This window comes from Mesorhizobium sp. BH1-1-4, assembly GCF_020165665.1.
GTDB lineage: Bacteria > Pseudomonadota > Alphaproteobacteria > Rhizobiales > Rhizobiaceae > Mesorhizobium.
This window is the reverse complement of record NZ_JAIUIN010000001.1, coordinates 571,024-592,049: the sequence shown is the minus strand read 5'-3', so window position 1 is coordinate 592,049 and position 21,026 is coordinate 571,024. Positions and strand designations below refer to the sequence as shown.

22 protein-coding genes are annotated in these 21,026 nt (G+C 63.3%); 13 read left to right on the top strand and 9 right to left on the bottom strand.

What is annotated here, in order from left to right; all coding sequences use genetic code 11:
• Positions 1-6: 6 nt before the first annotated feature.
• Positions 7-1,188, bottom strand: a complete 1,182-nt coding sequence (cyoA, locus tag LB569_RS02700; protein WP_224690950.1) for a ubiquinol oxidase subunit II — start codon at positions 1,186-1,188, stop codon at positions 7-9.
• A 206-nt stretch (positions 1,189-1,394) separates the two neighbouring features.
• Between cyoA and LB569_RS02695 the strand changes: the two genes are divergently transcribed.
• The 13 genes from LB569_RS02695 to LB569_RS02635 all read left to right on the top strand — a co-directional run bounded on the left by LB569_RS02695 (position 1,395) and on the right by LB569_RS02635 (position 14,369).
• Entirely contained in the window at positions 1,395-2,717 is a 1,323-nt protein-coding gene (locus LB569_RS02695; RefSeq protein WP_224690949.1) for an MFS transporter, read from the top strand.
• A 768-nt stretch (positions 2,718-3,485) separates the two neighbouring features.
• On the top strand, positions 3,486-4,454 hold the full coding sequence (locus LB569_RS02690) for a manganese catalase family protein (RefSeq protein ID WP_224690948.1): 969 nt from the start codon (positions 3,486-3,488) through the stop codon (positions 4,452-4,454).
• A gap of 175 nt (positions 4,455-4,629) precedes the next feature.
• The gene (locus LB569_RS31985; protein WP_224690947.1) at positions 4,630-5,184 is read left to right on the top strand and encodes a chemotaxis protein CheB; all 555 of its coding nucleotides are present in this window, start codon (positions 4,630-4,632) and stop codon (positions 5,182-5,184) included.
• Positions 5,136-5,918, top strand: a complete 783-nt coding sequence (locus LB569_RS02680; RefSeq protein WP_224690946.1) for a heme-binding protein — start codon at positions 5,136-5,138, stop codon at positions 5,916-5,918. The genes LB569_RS31985 and LB569_RS02680 overlap by 49 nt, the downstream gene beginning before the upstream one ends.
• Positions 5,919-6,013: 95 nt before the next feature.
• Positions 6,014-7,795, top strand: coding sequence for a methanol/ethanol family PQQ-dependent dehydrogenase (locus LB569_RS02675; protein ID WP_411970186.1), 1,782 nt, complete (start codon positions 6,014-6,016; stop codon positions 7,793-7,795).
• A 61-nt stretch (positions 7,796-7,856) separates the two neighbouring features.
• Positions 7,857-8,642, top strand: coding sequence for a substrate-binding domain-containing protein (locus tag LB569_RS02670; protein ID WP_224691119.1), 786 nt, complete (start codon positions 7,857-7,859; stop codon positions 8,640-8,642).
• A complete protein-coding gene (locus LB569_RS02665) occupies positions 8,639-9,172 on the top strand; it encodes a c-type cytochrome (protein ID WP_224690944.1) in 534 nt (177 codons plus the stop codon). The genes LB569_RS02670 and LB569_RS02665 overlap by 4 nt, the downstream gene beginning before the upstream one ends.
• Positions 9,173-9,186: 14 nt before the next feature.
• Positions 9,187-10,182 carry a cytochrome c oxidase subunit II gene (coxB, locus tag LB569_RS02660; RefSeq protein ID WP_140709355.1) on the top strand — a complete coding sequence of 332 codons (996 nt, stop codon included), beginning with the start codon at positions 9,187-9,189 and terminating at the stop codon, positions 10,180-10,182.
• Positions 10,179-12,152, top strand: a complete 1,974-nt coding sequence (gene ctaD / locus LB569_RS02655; protein ID WP_224690943.1) for a cytochrome c oxidase subunit I — start codon at positions 10,179-10,181, stop codon at positions 12,150-12,152. Before coxB ends, ctaD begins: the two co-directional genes overlap by 4 nt.
• A complete protein-coding gene (locus LB569_RS02650; RefSeq protein WP_224535867.1) occupies positions 12,149-12,754 on the top strand; it encodes a heme-copper oxidase subunit III in 606 nt (201 codons plus the stop codon). Before ctaD ends, LB569_RS02650 begins: the two co-directional genes overlap by 4 nt.
• A gap of 133 nt (positions 12,755-12,887) precedes the next feature.
• Complete coding sequence (locus LB569_RS02645; RefSeq protein WP_224690942.1) at positions 12,888-13,097, top strand: hypothetical protein; 210 nt, start codon at positions 12,888-12,890, stop codon at positions 13,095-13,097.
• Positions 13,094-13,972: a cytochrome c oxidase assembly protein gene (locus tag LB569_RS02640; protein ID WP_224690941.1), complete on the top strand. Its 879-nt coding sequence runs from the start codon at positions 13,094-13,096 to the stop codon at positions 13,970-13,972. Before LB569_RS02645 ends, LB569_RS02640 begins: the two co-directional genes overlap by 4 nt.
• The gene (locus LB569_RS02635; protein ID WP_140709318.1) at positions 13,953-14,369 is read left to right on the top strand and encodes a c-type cytochrome; all 417 of its coding nucleotides are present in this window, start codon (positions 13,953-13,955) and stop codon (positions 14,367-14,369) included. Before LB569_RS02640 ends, LB569_RS02635 begins: the two co-directional genes overlap by 20 nt.
• Here the strand turns inward: LB569_RS02635 and LB569_RS02630 are convergent, their stop codons facing one another.
• The 8 genes from LB569_RS02630 to LB569_RS02595 form a co-directional block, all read right to left on the bottom strand.
• Positions 14,370-15,173 carry an ABC transporter permease gene (locus LB569_RS02630; RefSeq protein WP_224690940.1) on the bottom strand — a complete coding sequence of 268 codons (804 nt, stop codon included), beginning with the start codon at positions 15,171-15,173 and terminating at the stop codon, positions 14,370-14,372. It abuts the gene before it with no gap.
• Entirely contained in the window at positions 15,170-15,895 is a 726-nt protein-coding gene (locus LB569_RS02625) for an ABC transporter ATP-binding protein (protein ID WP_224690939.1), read from the bottom strand. The genes LB569_RS02630 and LB569_RS02625 overlap by 4 nt, the downstream gene beginning before the upstream one ends.
• Positions 15,892-16,854, bottom strand: coding sequence for a PQQ-dependent catabolism-associated beta-propeller protein (locus tag LB569_RS02620; RefSeq protein ID WP_224690938.1), 963 nt, complete (start codon positions 16,852-16,854; stop codon positions 15,892-15,894). Before LB569_RS02620 ends, LB569_RS02625 begins: the two co-directional genes overlap by 4 nt.
• Positions 16,842-18,017: an ABC transporter substrate-binding protein gene (locus LB569_RS02615; protein ID WP_224690937.1), complete on the bottom strand. Its 1,176-nt coding sequence runs from the start codon at positions 18,015-18,017 to the stop codon at positions 16,842-16,844. Before LB569_RS02615 ends, LB569_RS02620 begins: the two co-directional genes overlap by 13 nt.
• Positions 18,014-18,688 (bottom strand): ABC transporter ATP-binding protein, encoded by a 675-nt coding sequence (locus tag LB569_RS02610; protein ID WP_224690936.1) that lies wholly within the window; start codon positions 18,686-18,688, stop codon positions 18,014-18,016. The genes LB569_RS02615 and LB569_RS02610 overlap by 4 nt, the downstream gene beginning before the upstream one ends.
• Positions 18,688-19,455, bottom strand: a complete 768-nt coding sequence (locus LB569_RS02605) for an ABC transporter permease (RefSeq protein ID WP_224690935.1) — start codon at positions 19,453-19,455, stop codon at positions 18,688-18,690. The genes LB569_RS02610 and LB569_RS02605 overlap by 1 nt, the downstream gene beginning before the upstream one ends.
• 10 nt (positions 19,456-19,465) lie before the next feature.
• A complete protein-coding gene (locus LB569_RS02600) occupies positions 19,466-20,404 on the bottom strand; it encodes an ABC transporter substrate-binding protein (protein WP_224690934.1) in 939 nt (312 codons plus the stop codon).
• Positions 20,405-20,666: 262 nt separating this feature from the next.
• Positions 20,667-21,005: a hypothetical protein gene (locus tag LB569_RS02595; RefSeq protein ID WP_224690933.1), complete on the bottom strand. Its 339-nt coding sequence runs from the start codon at positions 21,003-21,005 to the stop codon at positions 20,667-20,669.
• Between the last annotated feature and the right edge of the window lie 21 nt (positions 21,006-21,026).

The following is a 21,026-nucleotide window of genomic DNA, read 5'->3' as shown; positions in this document are numbered from 1 at the left end:
TGTCTCTCACAATTCACGCCGCAACAGGCCAAGCGGCGGCGTATCCGCTTCGGCACTGCGGCTGTCTGTCCCTGGCCGGAGCAGCCCCGCCCCGCGCAGCGGCGACAGGTTCTTCGCAGGCCAATAGCTCGGCCAGGCATCGCGGGCCGCACGAGAGACGGCAGCAGCCTCTTCCGCCGTGCAGATGCTGGCGACATAGGAGGGATCGTTTCCGAACACCGCGCCACGCCGGGCAAGCTTGTCGTATTGCAGCGGCAGGGTGTTGCGGACACCCGCAAGGCCGAGACCGCCCTTGGCGTCGATCGACATCATTTCGTTCATGCACATCTTGCCGCGCTCGACGCACAGATTGAGGATGGCGCCATAGAGATCGGGATCGACGGAGGCATAGTGGCGGACCGGTTCGTTCTCGCTCGGCTTTTCGAGTTCGAGATAGCTGTCGCGGTCAAGTTTCGCCGACGCGGTCCTGGTCTGCGCCACCCATCCGTCGAAAGCCTGGCCGGACAGGCCGTGGAAGGCGAAGCGCATGCCCGAAAAGCCGGCGCCGCTGTAATTGGCGGAGAAGCCGCTATAGGTGCCCTCCCGGTTGATGACGGCATGGAGCTTCGTCTCCATCGCGGGCATGGCATAGATCTGGCCGGCAAGGGCTGGAATGTAGAAGGAATTCATCACCGCTGACGAGGTGATGCGGAAGTCGATCGGCTGGTTGACCGGCGCCGCCAGTTCGTTGACCGAGGCGATGCCATAATCCGGATAGATGAACAGCCATTTCCAGTCGAGCGCCACGACCTCGACCCGGAGCGGCTTGTGGTCCTGAGTGACGGGCTGGCCGGGTTCGATGCGATCGATGCGGCGGTATGGGTCGAGCAAATGCGTGCCGAGCCAGGTCAGCGCGCCGAGGCATATGATGATGAGCAGCGGCGCCGCCCAGATCACCAGTTCCAGTTTCGTCGAATGATCCCAGTCCGGCGCGTAGGTCGCCGAAGCGTTGGATTGCCGGTAGCGCCAGGCAAAGAAAATGGTCAGCGCCATGACCGGCACGATGATGAGCAGCATCAGCAGGGTCGAGACCACGAGCAGATCGCGCTGCTGGGCCGCTACATCGCCCGCCGGCGCGAGAACGACCATATCGCAGCCGCTCAACAGCCCGGCCAGCGGAAGCAGAAGCAAGGCTCCAGATCGTTTCATCAGACGCTGCCCTCGATGGACCGCCACAACGCGTTGCGATGTTGCAGTGCGGTATCGACAAAGGGCTACTGCCGGCGACGGCGCGGTGACATTGGACAATTTGTCCAATGCCCAGCCGGGCCGGGTCTGGCGCAGTGTGCAGCGCACAATGGGATTGCTACAAATGCGTCCCGGGTATTTCATGCGACGCGGTGGCGACGGACAAGATGGCTCAGACTTCGACTGCCGAAACGAACAGCGAGCTGATCGGCTCGCATCATGGCCAGGTCAGCGCGGGCGATATAGCGGTCGGCGTGATCGTGGGCAGGACGTCGGAATTCTTCGACTTCTTCGTCTACGCGATCGCGTCCGTCATCGTGTTCCCCAAGCTGGTGTTTCCGACGCATGATCCGCTCGCCGGAACGCTCTACTCCTTCGCCATCTTTGCGCTGGCCTTCATAGCCCGTCCCTTCGGCTCCGTCCTGTTCATGGCCGTCGATCGCGCCTATGGCCGCGGCGCGAAGCTGACGATCGCGCTGTTCCTGCTCGGCACCTCGACCGTCGCCATCGCGTTCCTTCCCGCCTATGGCGAGATCGGTGCCATCGCGATCTGGCTGCTGGCGCTGGCCCGCATCGGACAGGGGCTGGCGCTTGGCGGAACATGGGACGGCCTGCCCTCGCTGCTGGCGCTGAACGCGCCGCGGAACCGGCGCGGCTTCTACGCCATGATCCCGCAGCTGGGCGCCCCGATCGGCCTTATCGTCGCGAGTTCGCTCTTCGCCTTCTTCGTCGCCAATCTTTCGGCCGACGACTTCTTTTCCTGGGGCTGGCGCTATCCCTTCTTCGTCGCCTTCGCCATCAATGTCGTGGCCTTGTTCGCGAGGCTGCGCATCGTGGTGACGCCCGAATTCTCGAAACTATACGAGAGCGGCGACCTGCAGCCGACGCGCATCAGGGACACGCTCAGGGCCGAAGGCCGCAATGTCGTCATCGGCGCCTTCGCGCCGCTGGCGAGTTTCGCCCTGTTCCATATGGTGACGGTGTTTCCGCTCTCCTGGGTGTTCCTGTTCACCAATGAAGGCCCGGCACGCTTCCTGGCGATCGAGGCGGTGAGCGCGCTGTTCGGCATCGCGGCCATCGTCGCGTCGGGTCCGCTTGCCGATCGCATCGGACGCCGCGCACTGCTCATCGGTTCGGCGATCGCCATCGCGACGTTCAGCGGCTTTGCCCCGCAGCTTCTGGATGGCGGCACCGTCGGTGAAGCCCTGTTCATGGTGCTGGGCTTCATCCTGCTGGGGCTGAGCTTCGGGCAGTCGTCGGGCGTCGTCGCATCGAGCTTTTCGCGGCAGCATCGCTATACCGGCTCGGCGATAACCTCGGATCTTGCCTGGATGTTCGGCGCCGGCTTCGCGCCGCTCGCGGCGCTGCTCTTGGCCGGCAATTTCGGCCTCATCGCGGCGGGCGCCTACCTGCTCTCGGGCGCGGCCTGCACCTTGCTTGCCTTGTGGATCGATGGACGGCGTTCGGTCGCGGACCGTCCGGCCGACTGAACACGGCGTGTCCTGGCGCGCGCAGGTCACACGCCGCGCCGTACATCCAAGCATTCGCTGCACGATTTATTCCGCCAGCGCCGCGACTTCCCGCCGAAACGGCAATACGCCGCCGATATCGGGTTAGTCCAGCGCGGAGGCGAGGCAGGGGACGGCATAAGTTGCCCAGGTGATGGGGTGATAATGCCACTCACAACCCGGCCGGCGGTCAGGGCATGAATACGGGTCTTGTCGTGCAATCGTGCGGGGCGAGGCATTGATCCGCGTTGTGCGCGAGACTCAATGCCCGGAGTTTCTGCCAAAATAAGCCGTCGGGTGGCAAACGAGGTTTTGTCTCTCGCCTGAAGCGGATCGCGACGGTGAGGTCATGACGAGCTGGCTCTGAAGTGAGGGGCCGGTCGGCTCTCGTGAGTGGGCCTCCGTTGATATAGGGATGCTACGTCGCTGGTGCCATCCGGATCCATCGGCTCGGCACCGGATAAGAGCTGGCATCAGACCCGGCCCTTAACAACCCGACGCCAAGCGACCGGCATGCTGCTCGAAAACGATGGCAGCAACCGGAGTATGCCGCCGAGCAGCTGAGAGCCCATCTTTCAAAGTTCAGGCCACGGTCCAAATATCGCACGCTTAACACGTTTGTCGTACGGGGCCCTCGAGCGGTCCATCGTTGCGGCAGGCATGTGAGATAGTGGTGGCAAGCGAACTCGGGCGCCGGATGGAACAATCATATTGCGGTGAGGTTCGGGCGGTCTAACCGGAGAAATGTCCATGTTCATGCACAACAAGCGCCTGCAATACACCGTTCGCGTCTCGGAGCCGAATCCCCGCCTGGCCTGTATGATCATGGAACAGTTCGGCGGCGCCGATGGTGAGCTTGCCGCGGCGATGCGATATTTCACCCAAGGCCTTGGCGAAGATGATCTCGGCCGTCGCGACATGCTGCTTGACATCGCGACCGAAGAACTCAGCCACCTCGAAGTGGTAGGATCGATAGTCACCATGCTGAACAAAGGGCTCAAGGCACAACTTGCCGAGGGTCAAATGAAAGAGGCGGACCTCTACCTGATGATCGGCGCCAGCGGTACGACAGCCAAGGAATCGATTCTGTTCGGCGGCGCTCCCGCGCTGTGCGATTCGGCCGGCGTTCCCTGGACTGCGGCCTATGTCGACTCGCGCGGCGAACCTACGGTGGATCTGCGATCGAATATCGCAGCCGAAGCGCGCGCCAAGATCGTTTACGAACGCCTCATCAACATCACCGACGACCCGGGCATCAAGGACGCGCTCGGCTTCCTGATGACGCGCGAGATCGCTCACCAGAAATCGTTTGAGAAAGCGCTCTACGCGATCGAAAACAATTTCCCGTCAGGCAAGCTGCCAGGCGTAGAGAAGTACGCCAGCATGTACGTCAACACCTCCCAGGGCGACGGCGATGTCACTGGCCCCTGGAATTCCGGCGAAGAGTGGGACCGCATCGATGACCTTGAAGAGGTGATGCCCGTCGACGGCGGAGACGGCCTGGCAACGGTCAAGCTGGGGGCCAAAGACATGAAGGTGGTGGCCAAGATGGCCGACCGTACTCTTTCCGATCCGACTTCCGATCCGACCACAGGCGCTGATCTAGGTGCGGGCCCGGGAGCTGGCCGAACCAAGAACGCGGATTTTGGCGGCGCGGCAAGCATTGAGGAGGCCCCGGCCGTGGCAGAGGCTGCCGTCAAACGCGCACGTAAGCGTTAGTTCGGAGTAGAACGTCGTTGCCGGACACCTAGGTTCGGCGACGGGTCAGGAAGCTGATGACGAAAGCAGGGCATCCGACCGGCAGCGGCGGCCTGGCCGGAGTGCTCGCGAAGAAATCTTTGCTGAACGTGGGTGAAGCACATGGCCACCGCCGCACCGCTACCGCTGTCGGAACATGCGGGACAGCCGGAGAAGGTCCGTGCTCACGGTTGCGAGAACCGGTGCATTGTCGCAATCGGAGCCTCGGCGGGGGGGCGTCGACGCGCTGAAGAGACTTGTCCGGGAAATTTCGCCGGACATTCCGGCGGCTCTCCTCCTCGTACAGCACGTCGGCCTCACGAGTTACCTCGGCGACATTCTCGGTCGCGCTGCCAACATGCCCGTAGCGAATGCCGCCAGCGGCATGAAGGGTTGTGACAACGGCAACAGCACTCTCAGGGAGAGGCGAGTGCGTCTGCGCGATCCCGGTCGCGTTTCAAGCATCAAGTACTCGTCGCGACCGTGGCGCAGGGACATGGGTTCCAGCCGTTATGGAACCCCAGGCTTCAACTCCAGCTGCACGAATTTTTCAAAGCAGGAACATAGAAGCATTACGCGAGTTAGACACCAACGCATACGACATATCCTCGCACTCTCCATCTGGCGGGGGTCTTCTTGTCATGTGAACGGATGCCCGGGACAATGTACCGCTCTCAGCTTTTCGTACCTGTCTTTGCTCTGCTGTTGCTGATCGGTGGCCTCTTCCACCAGGATAAGGCCATGGCGCAGCAGCCCTGCCCGGCCGATCACGACAGGCTGCTTGCTGTACTCAAGGCCAACGTGAAGGCAAGCGGCGGCCCAGCCAATGGCGGCTTTGAAACTAACGAATGGGCAGCCATCGTTGCTCGTGACGGCACCGTCTGCGCGGTTGCGTTCAGTGGGCCCACGGCCGACTCGCAATGGCCTGGGAGCCGCCTCATCGCAGCGGAGAAAGCCAACACGGCCAACGGTCTCAGCCTGGCTCAGATGGCCCTGTCGACGGCCAATCTCTATGCGGGGGCGCAGCCGGGCGGGCCACTATTCGGCCTGCAGGCGACCAATCCGGTCAACCAGGCTGCGGCCTATGCGGGCGATCCCAAAACTTTCGGGAGCGTGAGCGATCCGCTGGTCGGCAAGCCGGTCGGAGGTGTCGTGGTGTTTGGGGGCGGGCTCGCCCTCTACGACGGCAATAGCATCGTCGGCGGCCTCGGCGTTTCAGGCGATTCCTCATGCGCCGATCACAATGTCGCCTGGCGTATCCGCGCGGCGCTCGGCTTCGACAAGGTCCCGGCAGGCGTCAATCCAAATCGCAAGGACGCGATTGTCTACGATCTGGACCCCGGCGGCAAAAGCGCTTCGGGCTGGGGCCATCCGCTTTGTGCCGGAACAGAAGCCGACATCGCGGCCGAACTCGGTGCCGGCGTGGGAGGCTCGATCAATAAATGAAAGCTTTGCCGCAGTTGGCATTAACGCGCGTTGACGCGCAACGACATACCCGCAAATGGACAGCCGGGAATTCCTTTGGCGTTATCCCTTTGGTGATGCTGCTCGCCTGCCTGCCGCTTCTGGGCGCTGCCTCGGAGCCCCCTCAGACAGGAGCGATCGTACCGCCCGCCGCAGCCTCGCCACCCGATGACGGCCAATGGACGATGCCGGCCAAGAACTACGCGTCGACGCGCTTCAGCGAACTCTCCGAGATCAATGACGGCAACGTCAAGAACCTGCAGGTCGCGTTCACGTTCTCGACAGGTGTGAACAAGGGGCAAGAAGCGGCGCCGCTGGTCGTCGGCAACACCATGTATATCGTAACGCCCTTCCCCAACATCGTATATGCGCTCGATCTCTCCAGGCCAGGCGCCCCGATGAAGTGGAAGTACGAGCCCAATCCCGAGCCGGCGGCACAGGGGGTGGCCTGCTGCGACGTCGTTAACCGAGGGGCGGCCTTCGCCGATGGACGCGTTTTCTTCAACACGCTGGACGGCCACACGATTGCTCTCGATGCGAACACGGGCAAGCCGATCTGGAACACGCATATCGGCAACATCAATATAGGCGAGACCATCACCATGGCGCCGCTTGTGGTGAAGGGCAAAGTGCTGGTCGGCAATTCCGGCGGCGAGATGGGCGTTCGCGGCTGGGTCAAGGCGCTTGACGCCGGCGACGGTCATGTCGTCTGGACCGCCTACGGCACCGGGCCGGACAAGGACGTGCTGATAGGGCCGACTTTCAAGCCGCATTACGACATGGACAAGGGCAAGGATCTTGGCGTCACCACGTGGCCGCCGGAAGCCTGGAAGATCGGCGGCGGCAACATGTGGGGCTGGATTTCCTATGATCCCGATCTGAACTTGATCTTCCACGGCACCGGCAATCCCGGACCATGGAACCCGGATTTGCGGCCGGGCGACAACAAATGGACGTCTGGCATTTTCGCACGCGATCCCGACACCGGGGCGGCGAAATGGTTTTATCAGTGGAGCCCGCATGACCTCCACGACTATGACGGCATCAACGAGCAGATCCTGCTCGACATGACCTGGCAGGGCAAGCCGCGCAAGGTGCTGGTCCGGCCGGAGCGCAATGGCTATCTGTACATCCTCGACCGGACCACAGGCGAAGTCCTGTCGGCAAAACCCTTCGGCCCCGTCAACTCCAGCAAAGGTGTTGATCTCAAGACGGGTCGACTGATCGAAAACCCTGACAAGAAGACCGGAACCGGCAAGGTCGTTCGCGATATCTGTCCGACGGCATCAGGCCTCAAGGACTGGCAGCCATCCGCGTTCTCGCCGAAGACCGGCCTGCTCTACATCCCGCACAACAATCTTTGCATGGATGAAGAAGGCGTCGAGGTGAACTACATAGCCGGCACGCCCTATGTGGGGATGAACGTCCGCATGATCCCCGGGCCCGGCGGCAATCGTGGCGCCTTCACCGCCTGGGATGTCGCGGCGGAGAAACCCGCCTGGAGCCTCAAGGAGAATTTCCCGGTGTGGAGCGGCGCGGTGGTGACCGCCGGCGACGTCGTCTTCTATGGCACGATGGAAGGCTGGTTCAAGGCGGTGAGCGCCAGGACCGGCGATCTGCTGTGGCAGTTCAAGACCTCGTCGGGGATCATTGGCCAGCCCATCACCTATCGCGGACCCGACGGGCACCAATATGTCGCCATCCTCTCGGGCGTGGGCGGCTGGGCCGGCGCGATCGTCTCGGGCGACCTAGACCCACGCGATGCAACGGCGGCACTGGGCTTCGTGAACGCGATGAAGGATCTGAAGAACGCGACAACGGCGGGAGGCACGCTCTATGTGTTTCGGCTGCCTCGATAGATTTGCGACGGTCGTGAAGCTGGGACGCTGGGCCCTCGTGCTGCTTGCGATCGGCATCGGCATGCGGGGTTCGCTGGATGCGGCGAGAGCAGCCGATGGACGCGAGCTCAGGGTATGCGCTGATCCCAACAACATGCCGTTTTCGAACGCGGCCGGTCAGGGGTTCGAGAACAAAATCGCGCAAATCGTGGCGGGCGAGCTCGGCGCAAAGTTGTCCTACACGTGGTGGGCCCAGCGTCGCGGCTTCGTGCGCAACACCCTGAAGGCGGGATTGTGCGATCTTGTTCCCGGCACCCCGGCCAATCTCGAAATGCTGCGCACCACCACGCCCTACTACAGGTCGTCATACGTTTTCGTCACGCGACAGGACGGTCCGGACATCAGTTCTTTCAACGATCCGCGCCTGCGCGGCATGCGGATCGGCGTGCAGCTTATCGGCGATGACGGCGCCAATTCCCCGCCCGTCCAGGCGCTTGGCCGCCGCGGCGTCGTCGGCCGTCTCGTCGGCTATCCGGTCTATGGCGACTATTCCGCACCCAATCCTCCGGCGCGCATCGTCGAAGCGGTGGCCGCAGGTCAGATCGACCTCGCGGTCGTTTGGGGACCGCTTGCCGGCTATTTTGCCGCCAGGCAGAAGGTGCCGCTCCGCATTACGCCGGTCAGGCCAGCCATAGACGGGCCGTTGCTGCCGATGGTCTACGATATTTCCATGGGCGTACGGCGCGAGGACGAAGCCTTGCGCGGCGAGGTGAACGCAGCGCTGGCCAGGCACAGGGCCGAGATCGACGCCGTGCTGGCGCAATATAGCGTTCCTCGCCTCGACGCTTCCGGGAGCAAGGCACGATGATACGCCGGGTTGCCGTGCTGGTTTCGGCGACGCTGGTCCTCGCTGCCTGCCAGCGCGAGGAGCGAGACACGCGGCCGCAATCGGCGCTTGGATCCGGCGAGCAGCCGACGCCTGTGACCACGCTCGAGCCCGGCGGCGAAAGACCCTTTCACACCGACAACAAGGCGGCGAGTTTCGAGGCCAACGCCTTCCATATGAGCGAGGGCAAGCGCCTGTTCAGCTGGTTCAACTGCTCGGGCTGCCATGCCAACGGTGGGGGTGGCATGGGGCCGGCGCTGATGGACGAGAAGTGGATCTATGGCAGCTCGATGGAAAGCATCCATGCTACGATCCGCGACGGTCGGCCGAATGGGATGCCGAGTTTCCGCAACAAGATCCCCGACGACCAGATCTGGGAGCTTGCGGCTTACGTTCGCTCGCTCAGCGGCAACGCGCCGTCTTCCGCCGCGCCGCAACGCAATGACGACATGATGGTGCATCCGTCGGAAAACCGCATGCCAGATGCCGCCACGCTGGGGAAGTCGCCGTGAAGCGCCCCGTGTCGATGGCGTTCGCCACCGCTGGTGCTCTGTTGCTCCAGGGGTGCGCGGGCTGGCAATCGGTCCTCGACCCGAAAGGTCCCGCGGCGAGCGAGCAGGCATGGCTGATTTGGTTCTTCACCGGCCTCTGCGCGGTGGTGTGGGTGCTGGTGATGATCGCCCTCGCCGCGCCGCTGATGATGCGGTCGCGCGCGCAGGCGGAACCGCTCGCGATCGACGCCGGCGCCGAAGGACGGAAGCTGCGCGTGGTTCTGACCGCCGTCGCGGTGACCGCCGCCATTCTGATCGGATTGACCTTGCTGAGCTTCTTCGCCAACAGGACGCTCGCCGCGATTGGCTCGGATGCCTCGCTGACCATTCGGGTCACGGGCCATCAATGGTGGTGGGAGGTGCGCTACGAGGATGCAACGCCAAGCCGCATCTTGACCACGGCAAACGAGATCCATATCCCTGCCGGCGAGCCGGTCCGGCTTCTTTTGACCTCGACCGACGTCATCCATTCGTTCTGGATCCCCAGCCTTTCCGGCAAGCTCGACCTCATCCCCGGCCACATTAACGTGCTCGACATCAAGGCCGACAAGCCCGGCGTCTACCGGGGTCAATGCGCCGAGTTCTGCGGCGCGCAGCATGCGAATATGGGCACCTTCATCATCGCCGAGCCGCGTGCAAAGTTCGATGCCTGGTGGAACGACCAGTTGCAGCCGGCCGTGGCCCCGGCAGGTGACGAGGCCAAAGCCGGCGAAGATCTGTTTCTGAGGCGCCCCTGCGTGATGTGCCACAGAATAGGCGGCACGCCCGCGGGAGGAACGGTCGCCCCCGATCTCACCCATATAGCCAGCAGGAAGACCCTGGCGGCCGGAACACTGACGATGAGCCGCGGCAATCTCGCCGCCTGGATAGCCGACCCGCAAGGCGTCAAGCCCGGATCCCATATGCCGGTGGTCGATCTTGACGGCGACGAGCTCAACGCCATCGTCGCCTATCTCGAGGGCCTGAAATGAGCAGCGCCGATATGACAGGCGACCGCGATATCTCGAAACCGGATACAGCGTCCAAGGGCGACATTGCTCCAGAACGCGACGGACCGCGCGATACGGGGATGGACGATGCCCGCCTGCATCGCTGGCTGGAACGCACCTGGCGCACGCCCCCCGGCATCGTCGGAGCGCTGTCCAGCGTCGATCACAAGGTGATCGCACGGCGCTATCTGATCACGGCCTTCGTATTTCTGTGCCTGGGCGGGCTCAATGCCATCGCCATGCGTATCCAGCTCTCAGGTCCACAGCGCGGCCTGATCGGGCCGGACCTCTACAACCAACTGTTCACGATGCACGGCGTTACTATGATGTTTCTGTTCGCCGTGCCCATCGTCCAAGCAACAGGAATTTATCTCGTGCCGCTGATGGTCGGCACCCGCAATATCGCGTTCCCTCGCCTGAACGCGTTCGGGTACTGGATCTACGTTTCAGGTGGCGTTTTCGCCTGGGTATCTTTCGCGCTCAACATGGCGCCCGATGTCGGCTGGTTTGCTTACGTGCCGCTGTCCGGCCCCGAATTCGCGCCGGGCAAGCGGGCCGACGTCTGGGCGCAGATGATCACTTATACTGAAGTATCCTCGCTGGCCGTCGCGGTGGCGACGATCGTCACGGTGTTCAAGCAGCGAGCCCCTGGCATGTCGCTGGACAAGATCCCGCTCTACGTCTGGGCAATGCTGGTTACCTCCTTCGTCGTCGTCTTCGCAATGCCGGCGGTGATGATCACTTCCACCTTCCTGATCCTCGACCGGCTGGTCGGCACGCACATCTTCAACCCGGCGGAAGGTGGGGATGTTCTGCTGTTCCAACATCTCTTCTGGTTCTTCGGCCACCCGGAAGTCTACATCATCTTCCTGCCCGCTACGGGCATGGTGTCCTCGATCATTCCCGTTTTTGCCAGGCGACCGACATTCGGTCATCTCGGGCTTGTCCTGTCGCTGGTCGCGGTCGGCTTCCTGTCGTTCGGGCTGTGGGTCCACCACATGTTCGCCACGGGATTGCCGAAGCTTGGCGCCAGCTTCTTCACAGCGTCCAGCATGATGATCGCCATTCCCAACGGCGTGCAGATCTTCTGCTGGCTGGCGACCCTGTGGGACGGCAGACCAGTGGTCCGAACGCCGCTGCTGTTCGTGTTCGGCTTCTTCTTCATCTTCGTCATCGGCGGCCTCACCGGCGTCATGCTCGCCTCGGTACCCCTCGACCTCCAGGTACACGACACCTATTTCGTCGTCGCCCATTTCCATTACGTGCTGATCGGCGGCTCTGTCTTCCCGCTCCTGGGCGCGGCCTATTTCTGGTTCCCCAAGATCAGCGGCCGGATGATGAGCGAGCGTCTCGGACGCTGGCACTTCTGGCTGGCTTTCATCGGATTCAACGCGACGTTTTTCCCGATGCATCTCGTCGGGTTGTGGGGCATGCCGCGAAGGGTCTACACCTATCCGGCCGAGCTTGGCTGGGGAAATATCAACCTTTTCATCTCGGCCGGGGCTGTGCTCTTCTTCCTGAGCTTCGTCCTGTTCATTTTCAATCTTGCGCATGGCGCGCTGAAAGGCGCACCAGCCGGGAACAATCCCTGGAATGCCGGAACCTTGGAATGGGCGACGTCTTCGCCGCCGCCGAGCTATAATTTCGCGCGTATTCCGATCGCCACGCATGTCGAGCCGCTCTGGGCTGAGCGCGAGGCGCTGCCCGTGGCGACCGGGCTGCGGGTCGATGCGCGCGAGCTCCTCATCTCGACCGTGGCGGAAGCCCATCCAGACATTCGCGAGAAATCGGCGGCACCCTCCATCTGGCCGCTGCTGGCGGCGATCTCCGTCGGCGCGACATTTGTCTATTCGATCTTCACGCCATGGGCGGTTGTATGGGGCGCCGCTCCGATCGCCATCACGCTGATCGGATGGTTTTGGCCCAAGGGCGATCCGGAGGACGAAGAATGAAGCAGCGCCCCGCCGCCGATATTTCCGACCTGCCGACCTTTGGACATGGCGCGCGCAGCCCGACCTGGTGGGGCACACTCGGCTTCATGGCGCTGGAAGGCACGGGCTTCGCGCTGGCGGCCGGCGCTTATCTCTATCTCGCGACCCTGTGGCCCAACTGGCGTCTAAGCGCACCGGAGCCCAACCATTGGCCAGGAACGATCGTCACCATCTTGCTCATCGTCAGCCTTGTGCCGAACCACATCCTCCATCGCTATGCCGAGCGGTGTGCCATGCTGCCGGTGCGGATCGGCATGATCGTCATGTCGCTGTTCGGCATCGCTCCGCTCGTGGTGCGCTGGTTCGAATTCCCGGCTCTCAACATCTATTGGGACACCAATGCCTATGGATCCATGCTCTGGGTGCTGCTCGGGCTGCACACCACGCATCTCATAACCGATGTCGGCGACACCATCGTGCTGACGGTGCTGATGTTCACGCGTCACGGCTATAGCGGCCGGCGCTTCGGCGATGTCGGCGACAATGTCTTCTACTGGGACTTCGTGGTCCTGACCTGGATTCCGATCTATCTGCTCATCTACTGGATGCCGAGGCTAGGCTGAGATGCGTGCGTTGCGTTTTGGAACGTCTTGGGGTGGCCTACTGTCAGGCCCGCTAGCTTGGGCACTCTCGACGCAGCTGAACTATGCGCTGGTTCCCTGGCAATGCAACCACCAGGTGCCGGTGGTGCTCCCCTTGGCGCTGCTGCTCGTCTTGTTTTCGCTGCTAGGCGGGGCGCTGTCCTGGCGGGCGAAGCGTGAAGGAGGCGCGGCCTTCAAACCGGAGCGTACGCGCGACACCGAGCGGTTCGTCGCCAATCTCGGCCTGCTGTCGGCGCTGCTGTTCGCACTTGTTATCGTCATGCAAGGCAGCGCCGCGCTTATCCTGGACAAGTGCTTGCGATGAACCTCGACGCGCTGTTCTCAACCTCGATCTGCTATGGTGCCGGCGCGCCAGAAGCCGGGTGGACGCTCGCGCTCCCCATCACGCTGCCGCTTGCCGTTCTCGGTCTCATCTATGTCGTGGGCGCGAGCCGGCTTTGGCGGCGCAGCGGCCGCGGCAGGACATTGCGGCTGCGTCAGGCGCTGCTGTTCACCGCCGGATGGGGCGTGTTGACGGCCGCATTGGTCAGTCCCATTCATGCGCTCGGCGAGCAGGTGTTCGCGGCCCACATGATCGAGCATGAACTGCTGATGGCCGTGGCTGCGCCGCTGCTGGTCGCTGCCTGCCCGGCCGCGGCCTTGATGTGGGGTCTCCCCGCCCGGTTCCGCCGCGTTCTGGGAATTGCCGGGCACGCCGGATGGTTGAACGCGGCCTGGGCTTTCGCTACCCGGCCGCTAAGCGCGACCATTATGCATGGCATCGCCATATGGATGTGGCACATTCCGGCCCTGTTCGTGGCAGCACTGGAGCGCGGCGTGCTGCACTATGCCCAGCACGCGAGCTTTCTTGGAACCGGCCTGCTGTTCTGGTGGGTGATCTTGCCGCGCTCCGGCCGTCAGCAGAACTATGGCGGCGCGGTTATGCATCTCTTCGTCACCTCGCTGCATACCGGCCTGCTCGGCGTTCTCCTGTTGGTTTCGCCACGGCTCTGGTACCCGGAGAATGCCATCGGTGCGGCGCTGTGGAATTTGAGCCCGCTGGAAGATCAGCAACTTGCCGGGCTGGTGATGTGGGTGCCGGCCGGGTTGATCTACGGCGGGGCAGCATTGCTGCTGGCCGGGCTGTGGATCAAGACGAGTGGAAGGAGGGTGGCGGCGCATGCGCTCGGGCCTGTCTAAACTGCTTGCCGCCGCCAGCGCCGCGCTGGTGCTGCTCATCACCGTCGTGGCCGGGTTGACCTGGTGGTCCGATCGGGCCGCGCGCATCCGGCACGAGGCGGAGGCGTCCACGGGCGGTGAGGTAGCGCGCGCCCTGCCGATCATGACCGCGAATGGCTGCTCCGGCTGTCATACGATAACGGGTGTGCCGGGCGCGCAGGGGCAAGTGGGCCCTCGCCTCGACGCCAGCCTTGCCGACCGTGTCATAATCGGCGGCTTCCTGGCCAACAATCCGGAGAACCTGGTCCGCTGGATACGATCGGCCAGGGAGATCAATCCGCGCACGGCCATGCCATCGACCGGGATTACGGAGCAGCAGGCGCGCGATATCGCTGCCTACCTCTACGCCCTCAAGTGATTAGCTTCCGGGGCGTCGTGACCACAGGCCGCGACCGGGGTCATAGCCGACCACGGCTGCCAGGAAGAACGCTAGGAGACAGATGAGTACGACCAGGGCCGAGGCGGCATCGAACCGCAGATACAGCGCAAAGCGGATCAACTCGACCGCCGAGCTGAAAGGATTCCAAGCGGCGATCGTTGCCAGGACCGGCCCCGCCTCGGCGAGACGCCAGAGCGGATAGAGCGCCGTCGAGGCAAAGAACATCGGGAAGATGACGAAATTCATCACGCCGGCGAAGTTCTCCATCTGCGTCGAGACCGACGATACCAGCAATCCGAAGGCACCAAGCATCAGTCCCGACAGCAAGAGCGCCGGAAACACCGCAACATAACCGAGAGCCGGCGGCCGCACGTCCCAATAGCGCGCGATAACCAGGAACAGATAGACCAGCGGCAGGCCGACAATGACGCTGGCGAGCAGTCGCGCGGCTAGCAGGTACCAGCGCGGCAACGGCGCCGTCAGCAACAGGCGCATGCTGCCCATCTCGCGGTCGTAGACCATGGCCAGGGAGCTCGCCATGGCGTGGAAGAGCAGCATCATGGCCGCCAGGCCGGGCACGACATAGACTTCGTAAAGCACGTAGGTCTGGTAGGGCGGCGTGATCGACAGGCCCAGCACGGAGCGGAAGCCGGCAGCGAAGATCGCCAGCCAGACCAGCGGCCGCACGATCGCCGAGAACAGACGGCCGCGCTGCCTGAGCGTGCGCAGCATTTCCCGTCGCAGGATGCCCGTGAGTGCCCGGCAGGCGTGATGCATCTTCATGGCGACCTCGTCAAGGACGCGAACGCCTCGGCCGTATTGGCCACTCCGACAGCGGCGGCCATGCGGTCGGCGCGGCCGCCCCAACGCACACTTCCCTCATGCAGAACCACGACATTGTCGGTGGGGGCCACTTCCTCGAGGAAGTGCGTGGCCCAAAGCACGGCAATGCCACCGTCGCGGCAGAGGTCGCGCACATGCCGCTCAAGCGCGCGCCGGCCCGGCACATCGAGGCCGGTGGTCGGCTCGTCGAGTAGCAAAAGACGCGGCCGGTGCATCAACGCCCGTGCGATCTCGACACGCCTCCGCTGGCCGCCCGACAGGGCGCGAACAGGATCATCAATCCTGTCGGCCACTTCGAGCCGGCTGAGCTCCTCGCCGGAACGTTCCTTGCTCAAACTTTTGGGGAGCCCATGCAGGGCGGCGTGATAGCGCAGGTTCTCGCCAGCTGTCAGGTCGAGATCAAGCGTCGGCTGCTGGAAGACGACACCCATCTCGGCAAGCGCGGTTGATGGGCTAGACTTCATCGCATGGCCGAAGACAAGGACTGACCCGGTGTGGGCGTGATAGAGACCTGTAACAAGCGACAACAATGTCGTCTTGCCGGCGCCATTGCGGCCGAGCAGAATGCACATTCCGCCCTCCGGCACCGAAAATGACACGTCATCCAGAACCCGTCGACTTCCGAAGCTGTGGCTGAGGTGCTCGACCGACAAGGCGTTCATGGGCCGATCACAACGCCCCATGGCCCGCGGCCTACCGGCAGCGATTTCACAACCTCCTGGTTCTCGAGATCGATAAAGGATATGTCGCCGGAATTGCCGTTGGCGCTCACCAGACGCTTTTGGTCCGCGGACAGCGCAACGTGCCAGGGTCGTTGGCCAACAAGATAGAGCCGACGGACCGCCAGTGTTTTCACATCGACTTCAGCCACCCTGTTGGCCGGTCCAAGCGCCACATAGGCGGTCGCGCCGTCGCGGGACATCTCCATGCCAACCGCCTGCACGCCCTCGCGTCGGATACCCGGCACCGCGAACTCGATCTTGCCGGTTTGGGCGTGTGTCGCCGTGTCGAAGACGGTCACGGTGCCCCGGATCTCCGACGAGACCCACAACTGCTTGCCGTCCGGCGAGAACAAAGTCGCGCGCGGTCTGGTGTCGACCAGCAGGTTGTCTACGAGTTCGAGCGTGCCTGCGTCGATCAGGTGGACCATGCTGGTGGTCTCCGACGTGCAGGCGACATAGCGGCCATCGGCGCTGGCCGCCATCCCTTCCGGTTCGACACCGACATCGACCGTGCCGATGACCTTGGCGGCAGCGATGTCCACCACCGACACCAGATTGTCGTTCTCGTTGGCGACGAACAGCCGCTTGCCGTCCGGATGGACCGCGAAGAATTCCGGATCGGCTCCCGACGGCAACTGCCCGACCAGCTGGCGCTTTGTGACGTCGACCACGTCGATGCGGTTGTCGTCGCCTTCCGCGACGAACAGCATCTTGTTGTCGGTCGAGAGCGCCAGTCCGCGCGGACGTCGGCCGACGTCGACCGTCGCCAGCAAAGTCATCGTCGCGCCATCGACGACCGCGACGGTGTTGTCCTGCTCATTGGACACGTAAATGGTCTCCGCGGCGGCGGGAACAGCAAGAGCGAACGCCGCCAGCAACAACGCCATTAGAACTTGCATGTGCTCTCCTCCAGGTCGATGCCCAGCGTGTCGAGCGGCGTGCGCTGATGCAGGAAGCCCGGTTGCGGCGAGCTGGAGATCAGCAGGCGCGGCCCGGCGATCAAAATGGGCTGGCGCATCTGTCCGTCCCAGGCACGGAAAGTGAGCCCCTGCCCCTTGAAGCCAGCGAGAAGAAACGCGTCGCCGCGTATATATTTGCCGATTGCCGCGGTATCGAGACTGTGCAGCCGCGTCGCCGCTTCGCCGATACTGCGCACAGCGAGCCAGGCGGCGTAGTCGCTGGGCAGCATCCAGCGCCCGGCCTGCCTGTGGAAACGATCCTGGAGTTGCGTGGCGCCCCACTCCTCGCTGACCGCGCTCCAGCCTGTGGCGACCAGCCCTTGGGTACCGGCGACGATCCTCGGCAGAGCAGTGCGCCCCTCCAGATAGGCGCCGAATTCATCCGCTTCATCGGCGACCACGAGAACATCATAGTCGCTGACCTGCGTGACCGCCGGTATTTCGGTCTGCAGCGTGACATGCCCGGTGTCGGCGCGTCCATTGGCTGGCCTGAAGGTCCATGGCTGGTCGGTCGTGATCTCGGCTCCGAAGCGAGCCGCCGCCCGTCGAAAGGCCGCCGCCATGGCCTGATCCTGCGGATGTGGTCCCACGAGCAGGAACCAACGCCGCCAGCGTTTCCAGACGAGATATTGCGCCAATCCGTCGGCGAGCATGGCGCGGCTCGGGATCGTGTGCAGAACATTCCTGCGGCAATTCTGCTGGCGCAGCGCATCGTCCGGCGCTCGGCTGTTGAGCAACGTCATCCGCTCAGCCCCGGGCGCGGCACTGGCCTGCAGAAGCTGACCGGCATCGAGATCGGCAATGACAAAGGCGATGCCGGCATCGGCGAATTGCCTTACAGCGTCGGCCGGAGCTTCAGCGGGTGCCAGGATCCTTTCCTCCAGCCGAAATTTCTGCCCAAGAAACCGGCCGGTGCTGTCGTCGTCGGCAATACCGAGCCTCGCGCCTTGCAGGCCGTCATCGGCGACGGCTTCGTCAAGGGGTCCCAGGGGCAGAGCGGGTTTGCGCTGTTGGCCGATATAGCCGATCACCATCGTTTGTTCCTCGGCGGCGCCAAGGCCGGCGATCAACAAAAGATAAAGAAGGGCCAGAATCAGTCTCATTGTGTCGAATTTCCCAGCCTAAAGCGCGCCGATCCCGCTTCATCGCGACGTGAAATTTCGACGTCGCGCACGATGCGCGCCGGCGATCCTTCCAGAACGATGACCCGGTCGCCCAGCGACGAGGCGGATGCGAGATCGTGGGTGACCAGCAGCGTGGTGGGGCGCCGCTTGGCGAAACTATCCTGCAGCAGGCGGCGCATGGCTTGCGCCGTCGCCTCGTCGAGTGATGCGAACGGCTCGTCAAGGAGCAGGAGCGCGGGCTCGACGGCGAGCGCCCGGGCGAGCGCTACGCGCCGCGCCATGCCGCCCGAGAGACGTTGCGGATAATCCTGCTCATGACCTTTCAAGCCGACGGCGGCGAGCCACCGGGCGGCATCGGGCGCGTGGCCGGGGACGGCGAGTTCGACATTGCGCAAGGCGGTGAGCCACGGCAGCAGCCTCGGCGTCTGGAAAAGCATGCCTACTGGAAGCGCACGGCCGCTCACGCTGCCCGAGAATTCATCGTCGACCCCAGAAACGATCGACAACAGCGTCGACTTGCCGACACCGGACGGCCCGGTCAGGACGCAGACCTGCCCGTCGGCTATATCGAGCGACAGCGGACAAAAGATCGTCCGGCGTTGGCCGTCGTCACCCGGGAAAGTCTTCTCCTCGATTCTGATCCTGAGCATCAGCGTCGCCATGTGAGCAGATGGCGTTCCAACGGCACAAGCAACCCATACTCTATGGCAAGCATCACGACGCCGAAACTGATGGCGTAGGCAAGGATATGGGTGACGTCGAAGTCCTGGAAATAGACCTGCAGCTGGAACCCGACGCCGTTGGAGCGGCCGAGCAGTTCGGCGAGCAGCACGATCTTCCACGTCAGTGCCAGCCCGTTGCGCAGGGAGACCAGGAAGAAAGGCGCCAGTTGGGGCAGCACGACATACCGCAGCATCGCGGCGCGGCCGAAACGATAGAGCTCGGCCATTTCGGCAAAGTCCTTGTCCAGCCGGCCGGCGCCTTCACGGATAGTCACCACAACGTTGGGGATCTTGTTGAGCGCGACGGCCAGGACAAGCGCCGTGTCGGCAAGGCCCAGCCAGATATAGATCAGGATGACGGTGATCAGCGCCGGCATGTTGAGGAGCAACACGATCCAAGGCCTCATCCAGACGTCGGCCCGGCGCGAGCGGCCTGCCGCGTAGCCAAGGACCGCGCCGATCAGGATTGCCGCCCCAAGGCTTGCGGCAACGCGCGCGAGCGAGATGCCGAGGTGGTATAGCAGCTCGCCCCGAACCGCTTCGTGCAAGAGAACCGAAACAACCTGGACCGGACCGGGAAACAGCCTATCGGCGGCAATCGATGCCGCGATCTGCCAGGTAAGCACCATGGCAAGCAATGCCGCAGCGGACTGCCAACGCTGAATGTTGGTGGTAATGGCTGAGACCTCGGTCATGATCGCCAGCTCAAGCCGGTATGGCCCAGAAAACACCGGGATCCAAGCTCGTTGCCTTGCCGACCATATCCTCGCCGCCCAGTTCGGCCAGGATTGCAAACAACCGGGCTGCGCCATCACGTTCGCCTTTGCCGAAGCGACGAGGGATTCCGGCTCGATAAGCGTCGCGCAGTGCTGCCTGGAGGTGAGGATCGGCCGTGCCCAACTGGGGCGTTAGTACCCCCCATTCATCGTCCGAGGACGCGAGCAGCGACTTTGCAGCCGCAGTGGCGTTCGTGAATCGCGTGAGGGCAATCGGGTTGGCTCGGGCCCAGCTTTCATGGAAGACGTAGCCGAGCATCGGCAATTCGGCGGATACGCCAAGCCCCTGCAGCATCTGCGCGACGCTGAGCAGAGGCCTTGCTCCCCCTGTCTCGAGACGGGCGGCGAAATTCCAGAATGTCAGCAGGCCATCCAGTCGCCGCGCCAGGAATTCCTGCTCCAACAAAGGCGGCGCGCCGAACACCGGATGCACCTCTTCAGCAAGATCGCGCTTCACCTGACGGAGGCCGAGCGCGCGCAACAGAATCCAGTTTTTGTCCAGCGGACCACCCGCGATCCCAAGCCTTTTGCCCTTGAGGTCCGCAACAGTTCGGATGGGCGAACCTTGTGGCAGTTCCAGTGCGCCGACGGCACGAGAATAGGGATAGAAGACCAGATCGGCGCCTTCGCTCCGCTGGCGCATAACCCACACCCAATCCGAAACGATAACGTCGACACTGCCCGCCAGCAATGCGGTCTTGCCCGCTTCGGCACCAGCAAGCCGCTGCGCCTCGATTGATACTCCGTGTGCGGTGTCCAACGCGTGCCGCCGCATGACGTCGACTTCCCAAGCAGCGGTGCCATATCCCAGCACGCCAAACCGCACGCGCGGCTGCGGCTGTGCCTCGGCTTCCGAGGAGACAGCCAACAGCCAACAGCCAATACCTGCAAGAGCCGTCCGCCGCGAGATGTGGCCCTGTTCGTGCCGGGTCAGCCATTCGCCTGGGAGGTTCGCAGTTAGCACGGAGCGCACCGGTGTGAAGGAACTCACCTAACGTCTTGGCGGCAGGAATGTTCCTCTACGGTGCCTGGAACTGACTCGGAATTGACCTGGCGCCCATTACGAGACGGGCCTCGCTATGCCACTGCCCGCGGGATTGGTCAGGCGAACGGAAGGCGGTTGTTAGAGCCTACGGTCCGCTCTTGGGATCATCGACCTCCAGCGCGTCCATTACAGGCACCAGATCGTCCCCTTCGGATCTCTGGCTCTCCACCCCGCGCCCGCCGTTCTTGATCGCTTGCTCGATAGCATCCTCGATGTTTCCGAGTTCGTCCTCCCTTACCTCGCGCCCGTAACCAGCCACCTCGGCATCTTCTTCGAATTGTTGGGCGAGCACCGCAACGCTGACTTCCTCTCGGCCAGGAAGTGTGCCGACATTCTCCTGTAGCCAATTTTCAAAAAACTCTCTCGTCACGCTCATCTCAGACCCTTTCGCCAGATTAAGCCCGGCGGTGATCCGAAGTTCCATGATGGTTTCACTTTCCCTGTG